Here is a 15879-nt window from a genome sequence, read left to right as displayed (position 1 = left end):
TTGCTCGGGTTGTGCGACATTAATGCAGCTTTGAATTCACAGGAATCGCCTGGCTAATGCGCAGCAGATTCATAATTTCCAATGGCTGCCCGCTGACATTTTCAATACGCATTTGGCGGTTACGCTCGACTAAACGCTTGTACAAATACACCAGCGCGCCGATGCCTGAAGAGTCGAGAAACTGCACGTCTTTAAAGTCAACTTCGATCTCCGTTTTGTTTTGATCGTCGATAATGGAGTCAATGTAAGGCTGCGCACTGCGACTGCCTTCTGCGTCCATGTTGCCGTGAATAATCAGTGAAATAGTATTGGCGTTGAGTTCTAGAGTTTGCATTTCCATGGTCATTCCCTCGATAAGTGTGTTGGGTTGTGTTTGGCTTATCGGTAGTAGAGCATGGAGCGTGCCAATTTTATTTCTTATATATTTTAATGAGTTAAGTTGATCTTCTGTCACTTTCTCATTTTGAGAAATTCGCTTTTGTCATTTTGACAAGCAATTCAACTGCAACTGATAACGTTCTAAGTTTAGGTCAACATGAAGTGGCTCGAACGAATTTTGTTCACAGTTGCATAAGCTTGTAGGCTGAACAATGATGTGCGTAACGCTTTTACATGGATGAATGTTATGCATTTACGTTACACATTAACGGCTTTAGCCATCGTCACGGCACTGACAAGCCAAGCGAGTGAACCCACAGGTGCGGATCCCTGGCTGCAAATGCCACTCGCCAACAGTTATGATGCGAATGTCGATGTTGAGGCGTATTGGAAAAGTGAGAAGCTCGATGGGATTCGCGCGATGTGGACGGGCAATACCTTGCTGACTCGAAGTGGCAATCCGATCCATGCGCCAGCGTGGTTTACCCAGTCACTACCGGACTATCCAGTGGAAGGCGAGTTGTGGGCAGGGCGAGGGCGCTTTCACATCGTGCAACAGACAGTGATGGATACCACACCTCAAGACGCAGCGTGGAAACAGATCGACTTTATGCTGTTTGATTTGCCGACCTCGGCAGGCAATTATCAAAAACGCTATTACAACTTAATTGCCTTAGTCGAAACCATTGATCGGCCTCACATCCGCTATGTTGAACACACGCCGATAGGCGATGAAGATGAGCTGCTACGCTACCTAGATAGTATTGATAGTGATAACGGCGAAGGGGTGATGCTAAGAAAAATCACCAGTCGTTACCAAGCTGGTCGCAGCACGGACCTGCTCAAACTGAAAAAATATCAAGACACCGAAGCGCAAGTGCTTGGTCATAAAGTGGGTAAGGGAAAATACAAAGGCATGCTCGGCGCGCTGCTGGTCAAGATGCCGAACGGCATAGAGTTTTACATTGGTAGCGGGTTCAACGATGAACAGCGCCGCAATCCACCACCACTTGGCAGTACCGTTACCTTTCGCTACAACGGACTGACTCAAAATGGTGTGCCCAAGTTCGCGCGTTTTATTCGCGTCCACCAAGAGTAAGAGGTCTCACTTTCCAGCTAGCTATCAGCGTGGAGAGTCCCCACACCGCGCAAAAAGCTGCTGCCAATACTTGACGTGTTCCAGCGTGGCTTGGCGATATGCTTGGTAGGCCGTGTCAATAGGGTACGCCGGGTCAAGGGGGACGTCAGTGAGAAAAGTGAGATGCGCTTCTAGCGCGTAGTAGATTTTATCGTAATAGCTCAGTTCGGGTTGTATTTTCTCTATATAAACCGATTGGAATACGTTACGTAGATAGCGATACCGAGTGGTGTCACGGCCGGTGCCACACACAATCACATCATCATTCTGATGTAACTGCTTGGTGATGGTATCAAGCCACAATCTACTGTTTTGCAGAGAAAACAGGAGATTCCCCAACCACAGTTGCTTGTCCAGCACCTCTTGATGAGGTCGGATTGGATGGGCGTATTGCCACGCACTGCGTGGTTCAATCAATTCGGAAATGCCTGCCAAGGTTTGCAACGCACTGACAAAACGCTCATCAGGAAATCCATTACTCGGTGAAAGCCAATCTTGAACTTGAAGTTGGCGCCGCATCGCATCGCTGGTGTAGAGCAAGTTAAACCAATGGCTGCTGAGTTGCGCCTCTTTGCTGGGTAAGAGTGTCGAGAGCGTCGATACGAGCGCGGGAGAAAGAGACTCAGCGTTGATGCAGCGTTGAATACCTCTTAACAACTCTGTTTGATAGTCGAAATTGGCGAACTCGTCTTGCACTTTGCCCAGTGAGGAGTTTTTTTCGGCGATCAGGTTAAAGAGCCCACATTTTCTTAACTCATAGCTGTCGAGCAAGCCAATGGTTGTGGCAGCGATGTCGATTCGAATGTCTGATTGCGCGGGGAACGACCAATAAACCGCATCTGGCGGCTCCAGCGCGGGTTTATCTTGAACATTCGCAACACGGCTTAAATAGTCGTCAAATCGTTCACCGGTAGAATGCTCGCCAAATTCGCAGCCTGATAAAAGCGCGAGCCATCCTACCGCCACCAACCTCATTATGAGTTTTCGGATATGACGACCGAGGGATAGGGTCATCTTCCGATTGTTCTTTGCTGTTTCATTTACATCATAGCGAGAAGTCATGGAATACTGTCTGGTGGTTTGATTGATAAGTTGTTACGTATGAGGCCAAGTATGGTTCAAAAAGACCAGCATCTAGCTGGTCTTAAGAAGAATACAGGTGATGAGCAAACACGTCCTTATTTCGATGCAAACTCTAACTGCAACTGTTCAGGTTGGCGGTGCATCCACTTGAGGCGCAGACCCAGCATCAAGGCAGCGGAGGACAAACCGACAATGAATCCCATCCAAAAGCCGTGTGCGCCCATGGGGTCGGTAATCCAATCGGTCATCGCGAGAATGTAACCGGTGGGTAGCCCTAATACCCAGTAGGCGATAAAGGTACGGTTAAAAATCGCAGACATGTCTTTATAGCCACGCAGCGCACCGGCAGCGACCACTTGAATCGCGTCAGTCACTTGGTAAATCGCCGCTAGCAGCAGCAGTTGCAAAGCAAGATCGATCACCGCACGGTTGTGAGTGTAGAGCAGTGCGATCTGTTCACGAAAGACGACAGTGAGGACGGCTGTGGCTAGTGACAGTGTCACTGAAACAATAATCCCGACACGAGAAGCCACTGCGGCGCCATCCACACTCTCTTCACCCAGCTTATGACCCACGCGAATACTGGTCGCAGCGCCAATGCTCATGGGCAACATAAAGACCAGCGAACTAAAGTTGATCGCTACTTGGTGAGCGGCGACGACCAAGGGCCCAAGTGGGGCAACCAACAGCGCGACGACCGCGAACAGTGTGACTTCAAAAAACATCGCGGCAGCGACGGGAAAGCCAAGTTTTAACAAGCGGACTTGAGCAGCCAGCTTGGGTGCACACCACTGACCAAAGACGTTGATATGCGCTAAGCGTTTCGAGGTCACGACGTAGAAAAGCAACATGGCAAACATGACCCAATAGACAATCGCGGTGGCAACGCCACACCCAACGCCGCCCAACGCCGGGGCGCCAAATTTACCAAAGACAAATATCCAGTTGAGAGGGATATTCAGTAAAAGCCCGAGAAAGCCAATCACCATCGCGGGTTTGGTTAAGGACATGCCATCGGTAAAACTGCGCAAGGTTTGAAACAGCAAAAAGGCCGGAACTGCAAGCATCACCGCATCCATATAACCGATGGTCTTGGCCGCCATCACGGGCTCTACATCCATCAGGCCTAAAATCGTTTGTGTTTGCAGCAACACGATCACGGTCGGCACGCTGAGTAGCAGCGCCATAATGATGCCTTGATGAATTTCAAATGGGATCTTTTGCTGACGACCAGAGCCATTGAGCTGCGCGACAACCGGCACCAATGCCATAAGCAAACCGATACCAAACAAAATAGTCGGCAACCAGATACTGGCGGCAATCGACACCGCCGCCATATCGGTGGCACTGACAGCCCCGGCCATCACGGTATCGACGAATCCCATTCCGGTTTGAGCGACGGAGGCGATCAAGACAGGTGTGGCCAACTTGATGAGGGCTTTGGCCTCTGATTGATAACGTTGCACGGAAATCTCCAACTTACGGTCGTTATTATAATAGAAGTGAATAGTACGCTTGTGCGCGATGATAAAGAAGTGTCACACTAAGCGCCATCAAAATACGTATCAATACTGTCTTATCTTGCACACAGAGCAAGGTGAGCCCGACAAAACAGGTGGAAGTGATTATGTTTACGGGAATTGTACAAGGAACAGCGCAAGTTGTATCCATTGAAAAAAGAGAGAACTTTCAAACTCATGTGATTGCGCTTTCAGAGACGATGCGAGAAGGACTGGCTATCGGCGCATCGGTCGCGCATAACGGCTGCTGCTTGACGGTCACACACATCGACGGCGCAAACATCAGTTTCGATTTGATGCAGGCGACGCTGCGTTTGACCAATCTTGGTGAGTTGAACGAGGGCGATCAAATCAATATCGAACGGGCGGCCAAGTTTGGCGATGAAATTGGCGGTCATTCGATGTCGGGTCACATCAGTGCAGTGGCCAAGATCGTCGAGATCATTGATACACCTAACAATCGCACTATCTGGTTTGAGTTGCCTGAAGAGTGGCTCAAATACGTATTAGCCAAAGGCTACATTGGTCTAGACGGTTGTTCGCTGACCATTGGTGAGGTTAAAGATTTGCGCTTTTCGGTGCACCTGATCCCGGAAACGATGCAGCGTACCTTGTTTGGTCAGCGCAAAGCGGGTGATGCCATCAATGTTGAGTTTGATCCGCAAACCCAAGCGATTGTGGATACCGTCGAGCGCGTATTGGCAAGTCGCACCTAACCTAGTTAGGCGAGCGTGGATGACCAGCCCTGAGCGCTCGTTGCGTTCAATCCGTGCTGTGCTTTAGGCTCGAGCGTTAAAAAATCTGTTCATCATCGGCGTCGACTTGGAGCTCAACCGTATCGTGCAACTCGTCGACCATCATATTGAGATGAATCGTGTGACAACAGGCAGGGCAGTCATCATAAAAGTTTTGACTGCCATTGGACGCGTCCGGCGTAATGGCAATATGGTGCCCGCAATGAGGGCAAGAGATACGTTTTTCGGTGTATTCACGCATAACAGACTCCTTGCAACAAAACCGCCTTGGCGATGAATAAAGCATACGCTGACTTGTTGCTGTTTGACGTGAATTAAGTAAAAAATTTGACCTACTAAGGAAAAATCCCACCAAAGAAGTAGGCCGCGCAGAGTTTATCTACGCGGCCTTTTGGTTAGATTTAACGTATCTTCTCTACACGTAACGTCGAGGCGTAGAGATTAGTCAAGATCAGTAGCTGAGAATCGTGTTGATGCTTTTTTGTGCTTGCTCGAGATAGTGCCCGCCAAATTGGTTGTAGTGATTTAAGAGGTGGTAGAGGTTGTAGATCTCTTTACGCTCGGAATAACCAAGATCGAGCGGTAAAATACTTTCATAACCTTGGTAAAACTCAGGCTGAAATCCCTCAAACAACTCAGTCATGGCAATATCGCACTCGTGATCACCCCAATAGCATGCCGGATCGTAGCAAATCGGACCAAACACAGAGAGCGATGCGTTACCATGCCACAAATCACCATGAAGTAGCGAAGGGCTAGGGTGGTGATTGGCTAAGCGGTCGCGGATGACTTGGGTAAATTCATCAATATCGACCAAATTAATCCCTTTCTCTTTCATCAGTTGCAGTTGCCAACCGATACGCTGCTCTGCAAAAAAGTGGTTCCATTTTTTCGTCCACGGATTGGGTTGTAAGGTCGCGCCAATATAGTTATCGACATCAAAGCCATACTCTTTTTGTTCACCCCACTGATGCAAACGTGCCAGTTGCTGACCAAACTTGTAGCTGTTTTCGGCATCGTCGAGCGGCTTAGTCGGCAGATAGTTGAGGATAATAAAGGCGTGAGTCTTGCTTTTGCCGACGGCGATCAACTCTGGGACAAACACGGTATTGCTCTCACGCATAATACGGATGTTTTCCGCTTCAATTTCGAACTTAGGCAAAAATTCACGTGTGTTCACTTTGACGAAATAACGTTGCTCGCCATCAGAGATCATATAGCAATCACTGATATCGCCGCCGCTGATGCGTGTTTTTTCGAGGATCTCGAAATTGAACATAAGGGTATCGGAAAGGTGCTTAGAGATCGCTTGCCACATAATCTGCCCTCAACTCGTTGCTATAAATCCAGTTTAGAAGAGTTGACGCATAATTACTGGTTTCTAGTGCAAAAATTTCAATCATTTCGAGACTTTAAACGTACGATTAACGAAAGTGTGACCGTGCTCTAATCGAACAGTGAATTCCAGCTTGGTGCAAAAAATCAACATAAGCATGGATTCTTAGCCTGAATTGGTTGTGAAAGGGTAAAAAAATGACTTAGTATTACTACTGTATGGAACGACATAAGTAAGAGGGTGGATTGTGGTCGTTGACACAGATGGTTACTTAGCATTAATTGAACATTTAGCACTTAATATTGATATTTTCACAGCGGCTGATGGTGACACCGGAACAGAGAGCGTGGAAGACGTGGTGACCGATATGGTGGCAAGTAACATAATGGCCATTTTTGAGCAAAATCCTGAACTCCACTCCAGTGTCCGTTTCAAGTTACTCAAAGAAGCCGATTCTGTTGTTGAAGATTTGGGTGAAGTGTTGGCGGGCGTGTGGACCAAACCGGCGACCAATGAGCAAATTACCTTCCTTGATGAGTTTATTGCTCTGTTGAAAAACCTGTTCGATAGCGCTGTCGCCAAATACGACTAACGCTGTGATTCGAGCCTGTCGGTAGCGACAATAAACAAAACCGCCCAAATAGGGCGGTTTTGTTGTTTTGAAATGTTCAGTTTATATTGTTCTCATTAGACGCCATGCCTACGCTGGCGGCGTCTCGATGCGCCTAAAGTGCCAGAACTTCGAGGCCCAATATGGATTATCCAAGCGAGAAATGATTACGCCTTTGGACGTCGAGGCGTGCATGAATCGCTTGTTGCCCACATAAACTCCCACATGACGCACATTCCACGAGGTTTTGAAAAACGCCAAATCACCGACTTGAGCGTCTTGGTAGTCTATTTGTGCGCCGAGTTTTACCTGAGCTTTGGTTGTACGCGGAAGGCTCAATTCAAGCGCGTCGCGATAGGCTATCTGCACAAACGCCGAGCAATCAATACCAGAGTATGAGCTGCCGCCTAAACGATAGGGCACCCCCTTCCACTGCTCATAAACTTGCATAAATGACTGATTAACGGTTTGTTCGTGTGCGCTTAACGGCTGGTTAAGCGGTGCCTGCGCCGAGCGCTGTGGCGAACTGCTGCAGGCGAAAAGCGTGAGCGACATCAGTGTTGTCGCTATTGTGCTGCTGGGTATCCTTACGACTTTCTTCACATTCACTCCTGACACGTGGTTGTCATAATCACGTCATACACTACGCGCATCTAAACTTTTGTATGACGTCGGTTCCAAACTATGACTCAAAACAAACCCGCGACTGCGCACGCCAAACATCGTAAATCGTTATCACTGATTCAAACCATCAGTGCGGTGTTTCTCTCCATCACCATACTGGTGATCGTCCAGTCTGTCACCAGTGTGAAAGGCTTAGAGAGAGTGGACGCACAATTTCACCGCTTATCAAACCAAGCGCTGCCATTAGCGATGACAAACGCTAAGTTAACACAAACCATTTTAGACCAGCTCAAGCAACTGAGCTATGGCACACAAGTCGAGAGTCAAACGGAGTTGACGCAGATTCAAGAGCAGGTTGAACAGCGCATTAGCCAATCACACCAATATGCGCAAGATGTGTTCACTATTGCCAACGAGTTTGATCAAGCCATTTCCACTGAAGATCAAACAGCGCTGGCGGACAATATTGATCAACTGAGTCAGTTGACGCGACAAATTCTCGCAACACAAGCAGCCCTTCTTCAGCGTCAAGCGCAGATCAACACAGACGTCAGCGGTTTTCGTTATGGATTGAGTTCAATCGGTCCTGAAATGAACCGAATAAGCTCGTTTTTGGCGATAGACAACCCAGAATCAAGTGATGCGGCGAACCGATTTATTGCCAGTGCCAGCTCAATGGAGAGCACTTTTCTGGTATTGATGATGCAAGACAACTTGGATCAGGCCATGGACGAATACAAAGAGATGCGCAACCGGATCGCCGGCATCACCTTAGCGTACGATGACTTCGCTGAGTGGCACCCGGATGTGGTTGAGTTTGCCAGCTTGATCGCGCCGTATGAGATGGTTTTAGCGGGGTTTGAAGACGCTGGGGTCTTACAACAGATCCTAGACAAACTTGAACTCGCGGATACGCAAAGAGCGAACGTAGCAAAAGCGGCGGTATTGGCGAATCAAACCGTCACTCTTTTGAATCAGCTCTCAGACACATCCGAGGGGCTAATGAACGATAGCCAGGCGGTCGTCAACACGGCGATGAGTCAGATTGTCTCGACCATGTTGTTAAGTAGCGCCCTCTTAGTGACATTGGTGGTAGTCTCTTGGTTGGCACTGCGCAGCTGGACCAGTCGCGGCTTGAAGAACATTCTCGCTAGCCTCACCACACTCACAGAGCATGACTTTTCTCAATCGATTAGTTCAGTCGGGCCGTTTGAATTTAAAGAGATCGCCCGGAAGCTCAATCAAGTCGTTGCGTCAACCAATGAGTCTATTTCGACTGTGACACGGAACTGCGAAACCTTGTATCAAACCGCTGAAATCAGTCACAACGCCGCGGAGCAATCCAATCAAAGTTTGACTCAGCAAAACGAAGCGTTGGCGAGCATGGTGACCACGGTGACCCAACTAGAGGCATCGATTCGTGAAATCGCGCAGGTGACCAATGAATCTTACGGCGAGTCTCAAGCTGCAGCGCAGTTTTCAAGTCAAGGCGTCAACGCTATTGTCGATAATCAAGCCAGATTGCAATCACTAGAACAGACATTAAACCTGAACGAGTCTTCGATGGTCGAGTTAGATAACCGCGTCAAACAGATCCGTGAAATGGTGGATATGATCGCTGGAATTGCAGAAAACACCAATTTGCTGGCTCTCAATGCTGCGATAGAAGCGGCAAGGGCAGGTGAGCAAGGGCGAGGCTTTGCGGTCGTCGCAGATGAAGTGAGGAAACTGGCTAGCGATACTTCTAAGCAAACCACGCAAATTAGCCAGCGTATGGGTGAGTTGGTCTCTGCGGCGGAGAAGTCGCGCCAAGCCGTTGCTGATACTAGAGCGGAAATGACCCACGCATTGGCATCGAGCGAAACGGTGAAACACACCTTTGCTGACATCGAACAAGCGGTTAACCAAATCAAATTGCGCGTCGAGCAGATCACGGTCGCCACTGAAGAGCAAGAACGCGCCACCGCTGATGTGAGTCAATCCATTACTCAGGTCTCCGATCAGGGTCAACAGACTAAATTGCAGCTGGAATCGATGGTTGAAAGCTCAGAGCAAGTGGCAGACATTGCGGGCCAACAGCAGACAATGCTGCATAAGTACCGCTTGTCCTGAGAAAAATAAGCGAAAGAAATATCGATAGTTAGGCTTTGGGGCGGCGAAAGGGCTGAGACAGCATTTTATCCAGCCACTGCTCGCGTGCTAGGTTGAAGATCGGTAAACCGATCTTCACTTCATCGTGGCCCAAAGCGGGCTGGTCGATATAAGTGCCAAACCCTCTATCCCATATTGAAAGAAAGAAGCCAAAGTTGGAGTGGGTCTCACGGGGGATGACTGAATGATGCACGCGATGCATGTCTGGTGTGACGATGAAGTGACGCAGCTTTCGGTCCCAATCAAGACGCAGCTTGGCGTTGCTATGATTAAACATCGCACTTGCATTGAGTAGCACTTCAAACACCACTACAGCAATCGGGGACACCCCCAGACCCAACACCAAGGCCATTTTAATCAGCATCGAAAGGAAAATTTCTAGCGGATGAAATCTCGCCCCGGTGGTGACATCGATGTCTTGATCCGCGTGATGCATGCGGTGCAATCGCCACAGCAAAGGGATGCGATGAAACAGGCGGTGCTGAATATAAATGGCTAAATCGAGCAGTAACACAGATAGGGCAACATTGAGCCAAGCAGGCACCTCCAGCCAATGCATGACGCCAAATTGATACTCGAGCGCGTACAAAGCAACGCCAAAAGCGAGGGTTGGCAGCAAAAGGCTAAGGGCGACAGAGTTAAACGCCACAAGCGTGAGGTTATTTAGCCAACGCACCGCTTTACTCTGGGTCAAGGTTTTACGCGGCACACACCACTCCCACAGCCCACACGCGAGCAGTACACCGATAAATACGCTGAGTCGAATAAATTGTGGGTCTTGCATGGCATCCTCTACATCTTCTACATCGGGAGTGAGTTTTGATTGAATCTCCCATCATGCTAGGTACACTCTAGCTCCCTAATTTGACCTTGCCAAACATTGTATGAGAGTTCACGCGTTTCATCGCTTATATCAACACCGATTAGACCGCTCAACCAAACCGTTTATTGCACGCGGCTGCAAAGTGGTGCGCTGCCCTTATTGCCAAGTGGCGCAGTCGTATTGCCTATGCGCGCATCAACCCAACATCGAGTGTGGCGTGCAGGTTTTGCTCATTGTTTCAGATAATGAAGTGTTCAAACCAAGCAATACCGGTCGGTTAATTGCCGATACCGTGCGTGAGACGCATGTCTATCAGTGGCAGCGCACGGAGCCCGATCCTGACATGCTCGCCCTCATCGCCGATCCAAGCAACGCGCCGGTGTTGGTGTTTCCAGATGCCTACGTAGACGATAGTTCTCGTTTAGTCACACCGGAATGGATACAAAGCCAAAGCCTCAATCACCCGAATAAGACGCCATTACTGATTTTGTTTGATGGCAGTTGGCGAGAAGCGCGAAAAATGTTTCGCAAATCGCCTTATTTGGCGCATTTACCCGTGGTTTCGCTGACACCAGAAAGCGTGTCCCAATACCTGATTCGCCGCTCTGACAATGAGCAGCACCTCGCGACAGCAGAAGTAGCCAGCCTATTGCTGGCGCAACTGGGCGAAGTCAAGGCATCTCGCACACTGAGCGATTGGTTTTCGGTATTTCGTGAAGCCTATCTACTGACCAAAAGTCGTGGTTTGGGCGATGCCACTCGACCAGCGCTGAAACATTTCATCGAACAGAGTGAAAATGAGAATTCGCTCTAAAAGCCACGGTTTGAGTGGCGATTGTCTGCGCACCTGGTTTTAAGCGACAACTAAATCCGTCATCGGTCACGGAATGTAGGCGTAGCAATATGGATAATGAGTCGATTTATAAAATTGATAACATTGATTTCTGGGAGAGAAACCATGTACTACGGCTTTGATGTGGGTGGCACTAAGATTGAGTTTGGTGCGTTCAATGAGCAGTTAGAGCGTGTTGCAACCGAGCGTGTGCCTACACCAACCGATAACTATGAATTGCTGGTCGAGACCATCGCTGGCTTGGTGAGCAAATACGATGCGCAGTTCGGCTGCGAAGGCAAGATTGGCCTGGGTTTGCCAGGTATGGAAGATGCCGATGACGGCACCGTGCTGACCGTTAACGTTCCTGCAGCGAAAGGCAAACCGCTGCGCAGCGATCTGGAAGCGAAAATTGGTCGTGGCGTTAAAATCGAAAACGATGCGAACTGTTTTGCTCTATCAGAAGCGTGGGACGATGAGCTGAAAGATGAGCCTTCAGTGATGGGCCTTATCCTCGGCACCGGTTTTGGTGGCGGTTTGGTGTACGAAGGTAAAGTATTCTCAGGTCGCAACCACGTTGCCGGTGAACTGGGTCATATGCGTTTGCCTATCGACGCTTGGTTCCACCTTGGTGACAACGCCCCGCTGCTGGGCTGTGGTTGTGGTAAGAAGGGCTGTTTGGACAGCTACCTGTCTGGTCGCGGCTTTGAGCTGATCTACGAGCACTACTTCCAAGAGTCGAAAAAAGCGATCGATATCATCACCGCTTACCAACGAGGCGAGAGCAAAGCCGTTGAGCACGTTGAGCGCTTTATGGAGCTACTTGCGATCTGTTTTGCCAATATCTTCACCGCTAACGACCCACATGTGGTCGCACTGGGTGGCGGTCTCTCGAACTTCGAATTGATCTATGAAGAGATGCCAAAACGTGTGCCAAAATACCTACTGTCTGTAGCCAAGTGTCCGAAAATCATCAAAGCAAAACACGGTGATTCTGGCGGCGTGCGTGGCGCGGCGTTCTTGAATATCAAGTAACGGATGGTCATAAAGAAATAAGAAGAGAGCTTGCCTAGGCAAGCTCTCTTTTTATCCGTGGATTAATGGGTCGTGGTGTTTGCGGCTCATAGCAATTAAGTTAGTGAGCGCAGAGACGTCTCTACGACTTCTTTTTACCCACACCCAAGTTTTCTTTTTGCGCTAGGGTGATTTTGTCAAACCCTAACTTTCTGAAGTGGTTGTCGCGGTAGTTGCGCATCGCCTTGGTGTCAGAGACGGCTTCGATTTGCTGCTCCATTTTGAGATAGGCTGAAATATCAAGACCTTCCGCTTCGGCGACGGCTTCATGAATATTGCGATGCTGCTGGTAGGAAAAAGTCAGGGTTTTGTCTTCACCTTTGTAGGTGTAGAGGATGGTACGCGCCATAAATCTTCTCTATATAAGTCACTAAAGCGTGGAGGCTTTGGTTAGCATCCATGCTGGCAAATCGAATCGTGATGCGATCATAAGGATCGTCGTTAGGGTTAGATTCTGCCTTGAAGTGGGAGGATTGTCACGCTTTCACCCACTTTAACCGTATCAACGCTGGGTGAAATCTCAATCAAACAGTTAGCTTCACTCATTGAGCGCAAAATGCCGGAACCCTGACTGCCAGTGGTGGCGACGCACAACTGTCCGTTGGCATTGATGTGATAGATGCCGCGGCTAAACTCGGTGCGACCAAGGCGAGAGCGTAAATTCTCAGTGGCAATGGCGGGCACCTTGAGTGGCTTCCAGCCGGTTTCGCCCTGCATCTTTCTCAGCGCAGGTTCAACAAAGTTAATGAACGACACCATCACAGCAACCGGGTTACCGGGCAAACCGAAAAATGGGATACCTTGCACTTGACCAAAGGCCAGAGGTCGCCCCGGGCGCATATTGATGCGCCAAAAATCGATGCTGCCTAATCGCTCAAGCGCCAGTTTGATAAAGTCGGCATCGCCGACGGACACGCCGCCAGAGGTAATAATCACATCGGCTTGGTTGGCCGCCTCAGCAATCACTTGTGTCATGGTTTGCTCATCATCCTCAATGATCCCTAAATCGATGATGTCGCAGCCTAACTGGGTAAGTAAACCAAACAGTGTAAAGCGGTTCGAGTCGTAAATGGTGTTGGCTTGCGCCGCGCAGCCTGGGGCTTGCACTTCATCGCCAGTGGAGAATATCGCCACTTTAAGACGGCGGTAAACCTCGCATTCGGCAAAACCGAGTGACGCCATCATACCCATCTCCGGCGAGTTGAGGCGCTGACCCGCATCAAACACCGCGCTGCCGATGTTTAGGTCTTCCCCGGCCATACGCACATTCTGGCCAGCTTTAATGCTCGCGCCTGCAAAGGTGACATTGTCACCGTCTGTTTGCGCTTGTTCACGCATCACCACAGTGTCGGCGTTGATTGGCACCGGAGCGCCAGTCATGATTTTGACCGCTTGACCAGGTTCGAGTGGGCGATCGTAGCTCGAACCTGCCAAGACTTGCGCCACAACCTGATAGTGGCTGCGATTAAGATCGTCGCCGCGAATGGCAAACCCATCCATCGCTGAATTTGTGTACGCTGGTACATCGATCGGTGAGGTGAGCGGTTTAGCCAATACGCGTTGGTAACTGCTCTGGATGGAGGCGGTTTCACGCTCTTCAATCGGGCTTACCGCGGCAAGTATGTTGGCTCGTCCTTGCTCAACCGAGAGAAACGCTGGCGAGAGGGCGTCGCAACTGGCCGGTGTGGATGCGCTTTGTTGGATACTTTGTCGGACGTGTTGTTGCGAGCTCTGCACAATATAGTCTTGAACAAACTGCGCAATACCATCGAGGTCATTGATATTAAGTGTGGGTAGCGAGGTGTCGAGTGAGTCGCTGTCCGAGGCCACGGCGATAATGTTGCTGTCCGTCGGGTATAGCCAAGGTTTTCCTACCGCTTCACGATGCAGTTCGATTTTGTCGAACGCAATGTTCTTACAGCCTTCTACCAAAATGACGTCGAGTGTGCTGCGATCGAATCGTTTAAGCAAATAGTCAAACTGCGCTTCTGCTTCCGGTGTTTCTGTCATCAGAGCGTAGCGATTGCGTGAAGCGATCAGCATTTGGCTGGCGCCCGCTTTGCGCAGTCGGTAACTGTCTTTACCGGGTTTGTCGACGTCAAAGTTGTGGTGCGCATGTTTGAGCATGCCGACGCGCAACCCTGCCTGGGTTAGTTTGGGCAATAAGGCTTCAAGTAGGGTAGTTTTTCCTGTGCCTGAGTAGGCAGCAAAACCAAGCACTGGTACGCCAAGCTCGGCATAAAACGATCTATTCATGAGGTAAGGTGTCCAAAACGCTGCAATTCTTCAGGGGTATTGAGATTGACAAAACAATCGGGCGAATCACTGAAATCGACCCATTTGGTCTGACACTCTTGGTAGAGGAGGATGATTTTGCGATCGCCTCGGCGTAAGAACGCCTCAAGCCTTGGCAGAACGGTGGTGTGAAACAGAGTAAAGACCGGTTGCAGATGATCGCCATCATGGGCGACCAAGATTTCAACGCCATCGTCAATCGCCGCGCAAAAACGTTCCACCAGATCGAGATTGATCATCGGGCTGTCACACGGTACAAATCCTACCCAAGGGGATGAGGATTTCGCCAGTGCATAGTGAAGGCCGGCATGAATGCCACCGAGTGGTCCGGGGAAGTCTTTGAATTGATCCTCAAAAACCGGCGCCATCTGCCCGTAACGCTTAAGGTTGCGGTTGGCATTAATAGCAATCTGGGAGGTTTGCGTCGCAAGACGTTGGTAGACATGTTCAATCAACGGTTTATCGCTGAGCGTAATCAGCCCCTTGTCTTGTCCACCCATTCGGGTTGCTTGCCCACCCGCTAAGATAACCCAACTAGTTTGCGTTGGATGAAGCATAGTTATTCTCTTTCGCTTGTTCTGAAATGACGTGCAGCAGCGGCGATTCGATTAGCGTCGTTTTTTTAATCCACCACTGCTTACGGCACAAATTGGTTAGGGCATTTTGCTGGTGGCTGGTGACGACGATACTCGAACCTCGATCTAATAAATCCTTCGCCATCAATACCAAACGCTCGATAGACGCTTGGTCGAGTGAGGCGCTCGGTTCATCCATTAACAGAATCGACGGTTTCAGAATCCACGCTCGAGCCATCGCCACTCGCTGCTTTTCACCACCTGAGAGCACCGAAATGTGCTCATCGGCCAAGGTTTCTAATCCTACCATGCGCAGCGCTTGAATAACTTGCGCTCGCTTGTCTTTTGCCGTTGCTTGCTGAAACTTTATCCCATACACCACGTTTTGATAGACGCTACCATCAAACAGATAAGGAGACTGATGCAAATAGATAACGTCACTGCGGCCAAGCCTTGGAAAGAGGCGTTGTAGCCAGTGATCGTTTTGTGCCAATACTTGACCTGTAGTGGGCTTGATTAAGCCAGAGAGAATTTTAAGCAGTGTCGTCTTACCGACGCCGTTGGCCCCTTTAAGGTAGATGGCGTCATTAGGGCCAATCGTCAGACGAGGAATGTGAAACAGCACTCGTTCTTTAAAGCGCATCGACAATTGGGTCGCGTTAAGTTTGATGGTCATAGTCGAGCC

The 15879-nt window shown here is 49.4% G+C and carries 17 protein-coding genes; 6 read left to right on the top strand and 11 right to left on the bottom strand.

Going from position 1 to position 15879, the window contains the following annotated elements; translation table 11 throughout:
• Positions 1-19: 19 nt before the first annotated feature.
• The gene (locus AC6R03_RS10060) at positions 20-340 is read right to left on the bottom strand and encodes an STAS domain-containing protein (protein ID WP_334555314.1); all 321 of its coding nucleotides are present in this window, start codon (positions 338-340) and stop codon (positions 20-22) included.
• A 285-nt stretch (positions 341-625) separates the two neighbouring features.
• Here AC6R03_RS10060 and AC6R03_RS10055 point away from each other — a divergent pair, with 285 nt between their 5' ends.
• Positions 626-1477 (top strand): DNA ligase, encoded by an 852-nt coding sequence (locus AC6R03_RS10055; protein ID WP_500631106.1) that lies wholly within the window; start codon positions 626-628, stop codon positions 1475-1477.
• A gap of 24 nt (positions 1478-1501) precedes the next feature.
• Here the strand turns inward: AC6R03_RS10055 and AC6R03_RS10050 are convergent, their stop codons facing one another.
• Positions 1502-2482, bottom strand: coding sequence for a DUF3080 domain-containing protein (locus AC6R03_RS10050; protein WP_500631105.1), 981 nt, complete (start codon positions 2480-2482; stop codon positions 1502-1504).
• A 212-nt stretch (positions 2483-2694) separates the two neighbouring features.
• Positions 2695-4107, bottom strand: coding sequence for an MATE family efflux transporter (locus AC6R03_RS10045; protein ID WP_500631174.1), 1413 nt, complete (start codon positions 4105-4107; stop codon positions 2695-2697).
• 119 nt (positions 4108-4226) lie between these two features.
• Here AC6R03_RS10045 and AC6R03_RS10040 point away from each other — a divergent pair, with 119 nt between their 5' ends.
• Positions 4227-4835: a riboflavin synthase subunit alpha gene (locus tag AC6R03_RS10040; RefSeq protein ID WP_500631104.1), complete on the top strand. Its 609-nt coding sequence runs from the start codon at positions 4227-4229 to the stop codon at positions 4833-4835.
• A 76-nt stretch (positions 4836-4911) separates the two neighbouring features.
• On the opposite strand, the gene AC6R03_RS10035 is transcribed toward AC6R03_RS10040, so the two are convergent.
• Both AC6R03_RS10035 and AC6R03_RS10030 read right to left on the bottom strand, forming a co-directional pair.
• Entirely contained in the window at positions 4912-5115 is a 204-nt protein-coding gene (locus AC6R03_RS10035; protein ID WP_500631103.1) for a CPXCG motif-containing cysteine-rich protein, read from the bottom strand.
• A 210-nt stretch (positions 5116-5325) separates the two neighbouring features.
• Positions 5326-6192, bottom strand: coding sequence for a fructosamine kinase family protein (locus AC6R03_RS10030; protein ID WP_500629807.1), 867 nt, complete (start codon positions 6190-6192; stop codon positions 5326-5328).
• Between the two features lie 265 nt (positions 6193-6457).
• On the opposite strand from AC6R03_RS10030, the gene AC6R03_RS10025 reads away from it, so the two are divergent.
• Positions 6458-6802 (top strand): DUF3802 family protein, encoded by a 345-nt coding sequence (locus AC6R03_RS10025; protein WP_334555320.1) that lies wholly within the window; start codon positions 6458-6460, stop codon positions 6800-6802.
• 108 nt (positions 6803-6910) lie between these two features.
• Here the strand turns inward: AC6R03_RS10025 and AC6R03_RS10020 are convergent, their stop codons facing one another.
• Entirely contained in the window at positions 6911-7375 is a 465-nt protein-coding gene (locus AC6R03_RS10020; protein ID WP_500631173.1) for a C40 family peptidase, read from the bottom strand.
• A 129-nt stretch (positions 7376-7504) separates the two neighbouring features.
• Between AC6R03_RS10020 and AC6R03_RS10015 the strand changes: the two genes are divergently transcribed.
• Positions 7505-9556, top strand: a complete 2052-nt coding sequence (locus AC6R03_RS10015) for a methyl-accepting chemotaxis protein (protein WP_500631102.1) — start codon at positions 7505-7507, stop codon at positions 9554-9556.
• Positions 9557-9584: 28 nt separating this feature from the next.
• Here the strand turns inward: AC6R03_RS10015 and AC6R03_RS10010 are convergent, their stop codons facing one another.
• Entirely contained in the window at positions 9585-10379 is a 795-nt protein-coding gene (locus AC6R03_RS10010) for a sterol desaturase family protein (protein ID WP_500631101.1), read from the bottom strand.
• Between the two features lie 100 nt (positions 10380-10479).
• On the opposite strand from AC6R03_RS10010, the gene AC6R03_RS10005 reads away from it, so the two are divergent.
• Together AC6R03_RS10005 and nagK are read left to right on the top strand one after the other, a co-directional pair.
• A complete protein-coding gene (locus tag AC6R03_RS10005) occupies positions 10480-11232 on the top strand; it encodes a tRNA-uridine aminocarboxypropyltransferase (RefSeq protein ID WP_500631100.1) in 753 nt (250 codons plus the stop codon).
• 144 nt (positions 11233-11376) lie between these two features.
• On the top strand, positions 11377-12285 hold the full coding sequence (gene nagK, locus AC6R03_RS10000; RefSeq protein ID WP_500631099.1) for an N-acetylglucosamine kinase: 909 nt from the start codon (positions 11377-11379) through the stop codon (positions 12283-12285).
• Between the two features lie 121 nt (positions 12286-12406).
• Here the strand turns inward: nagK and AC6R03_RS09995 are convergent, their stop codons facing one another.
• The 4 genes from AC6R03_RS09995 to AC6R03_RS09980 all read right to left on the bottom strand — a co-directional run bounded on the left by AC6R03_RS09995 (position 12407) and on the right by AC6R03_RS09980 (position 15870).
• Positions 12407-12673, bottom strand: a complete 267-nt coding sequence (locus AC6R03_RS09995; RefSeq protein WP_334555325.1) for a DUF2960 domain-containing protein — start codon at positions 12671-12673, stop codon at positions 12407-12409.
• A gap of 98 nt (positions 12674-12771) precedes the next feature.
• On the bottom strand, positions 12772-14580 hold the full coding sequence (locus tag AC6R03_RS09990) for a bifunctional molybdopterin-guanine dinucleotide biosynthesis adaptor protein MobB/molybdopterin molybdotransferase MoeA (protein ID WP_500631098.1): 1809 nt from the start codon (positions 14578-14580) through the stop codon (positions 12772-12774).
• Complete coding sequence (mobA, locus tag AC6R03_RS09985) at positions 14577-15176, bottom strand: molybdenum cofactor guanylyltransferase MobA (RefSeq protein WP_500631097.1); 600 nt, start codon at positions 15174-15176, stop codon at positions 14577-14579. The genes AC6R03_RS09990 and mobA overlap by 4 nt, the downstream gene beginning before the upstream one ends.
• Positions 15154-15870, bottom strand: a complete 717-nt coding sequence (locus tag AC6R03_RS09980) for an energy-coupling factor ABC transporter ATP-binding protein (protein WP_500631096.1) — start codon at positions 15868-15870, stop codon at positions 15154-15156. The genes mobA and AC6R03_RS09980 overlap by 23 nt, the downstream gene beginning before the upstream one ends.
• Positions 15871-15879 lie beyond the last annotated feature (9 nt).

The organism is Vibrio sp. R10-SG-ISO4, assembly GCF_059834135.1.
Note: the sequence above shows the minus strand (reverse complement) of the source record. Positions and strands in the feature narration are given on the sequence as shown.

Bases quoted from the DNA above. Each gene is read 5' to 3' on its own strand.
- AC6R03_RS10055 (WP_500631106.1), top strand. From the start codon at position 626: ATGCATTTACGTTACACATTAACGGCTTTAGCCATCGTCACGGCACTG.
- AC6R03_RS10020 (WP_500631173.1), bottom strand. From the start codon at position 7,375: ATGTCGCTCACGCTTTTCGCCTGCAGCAGTTCGCCACAGCGCTCGGCG.
- AC6R03_RS09980 (WP_500631096.1), bottom strand. From the start codon at position 15,870: ATGACCATCAAACTTAACGCGACCCAATTGTCGATGCGCTTTAAAGAA.
- AC6R03_RS10040 (WP_500631104.1), top strand. From the start codon at position 4,227: ATGTTTACGGGAATTGTACAAGGAACAGCGCAAGTTGTATCCATTGAA.
- nagK (WP_500631099.1), top strand. From the start codon at position 11,377: ATGTACTACGGCTTTGATGTGGGTGGCACTAAGATTGAGTTTGGTGCG.
- AC6R03_RS10010 (WP_500631101.1), bottom strand. From the start codon at position 10,379: ATGCAAGACCCACAATTTATTCGACTCAGCGTATTTATCGGTGTACTG.
- AC6R03_RS09990 (WP_500631098.1), bottom strand. From the start codon at position 14,580: ATGAATAGATCGTTTTATGCCGAGCTTGGCGTACCAGTGCTTGGTTTT.
- AC6R03_RS10035 (WP_500631103.1), bottom strand. From the start codon at position 5,115: ATGCGTGAATACACCGAAAAACGTATCTCTTGCCCTCATTGCGGGCAC.
- AC6R03_RS10005 (WP_500631100.1), top strand. From the start codon at position 10,480: ATGAGAGTTCACGCGTTTCATCGCTTATATCAACACCGATTAGACCGC.
- AC6R03_RS09995 (WP_334555325.1), bottom strand. From the start codon at position 12,673: ATGGCGCGTACCATCCTCTACACCTACAAAGGTGAAGACAAAACCCTG.
- AC6R03_RS10015 (WP_500631102.1), top strand. From the start codon at position 7,505: ATGACTCAAAACAAACCCGCGACTGCGCACGCCAAACATCGTAAATCG.
- AC6R03_RS10060 (WP_334555314.1), bottom strand. From the start codon at position 340: ATGGAAATGCAAACTCTAGAACTCAACGCCAATACTATTTCACTGATT.
- mobA (WP_500631097.1), bottom strand. From the start codon at position 15,176: ATGCTTCATCCAACGCAAACTAGTTGGGTTATCTTAGCGGGTGGGCAA.
- AC6R03_RS10030 (WP_500629807.1), bottom strand. From the start codon at position 6,192: ATGTGGCAAGCGATCTCTAAGCACCTTTCCGATACCCTTATGTTCAAT.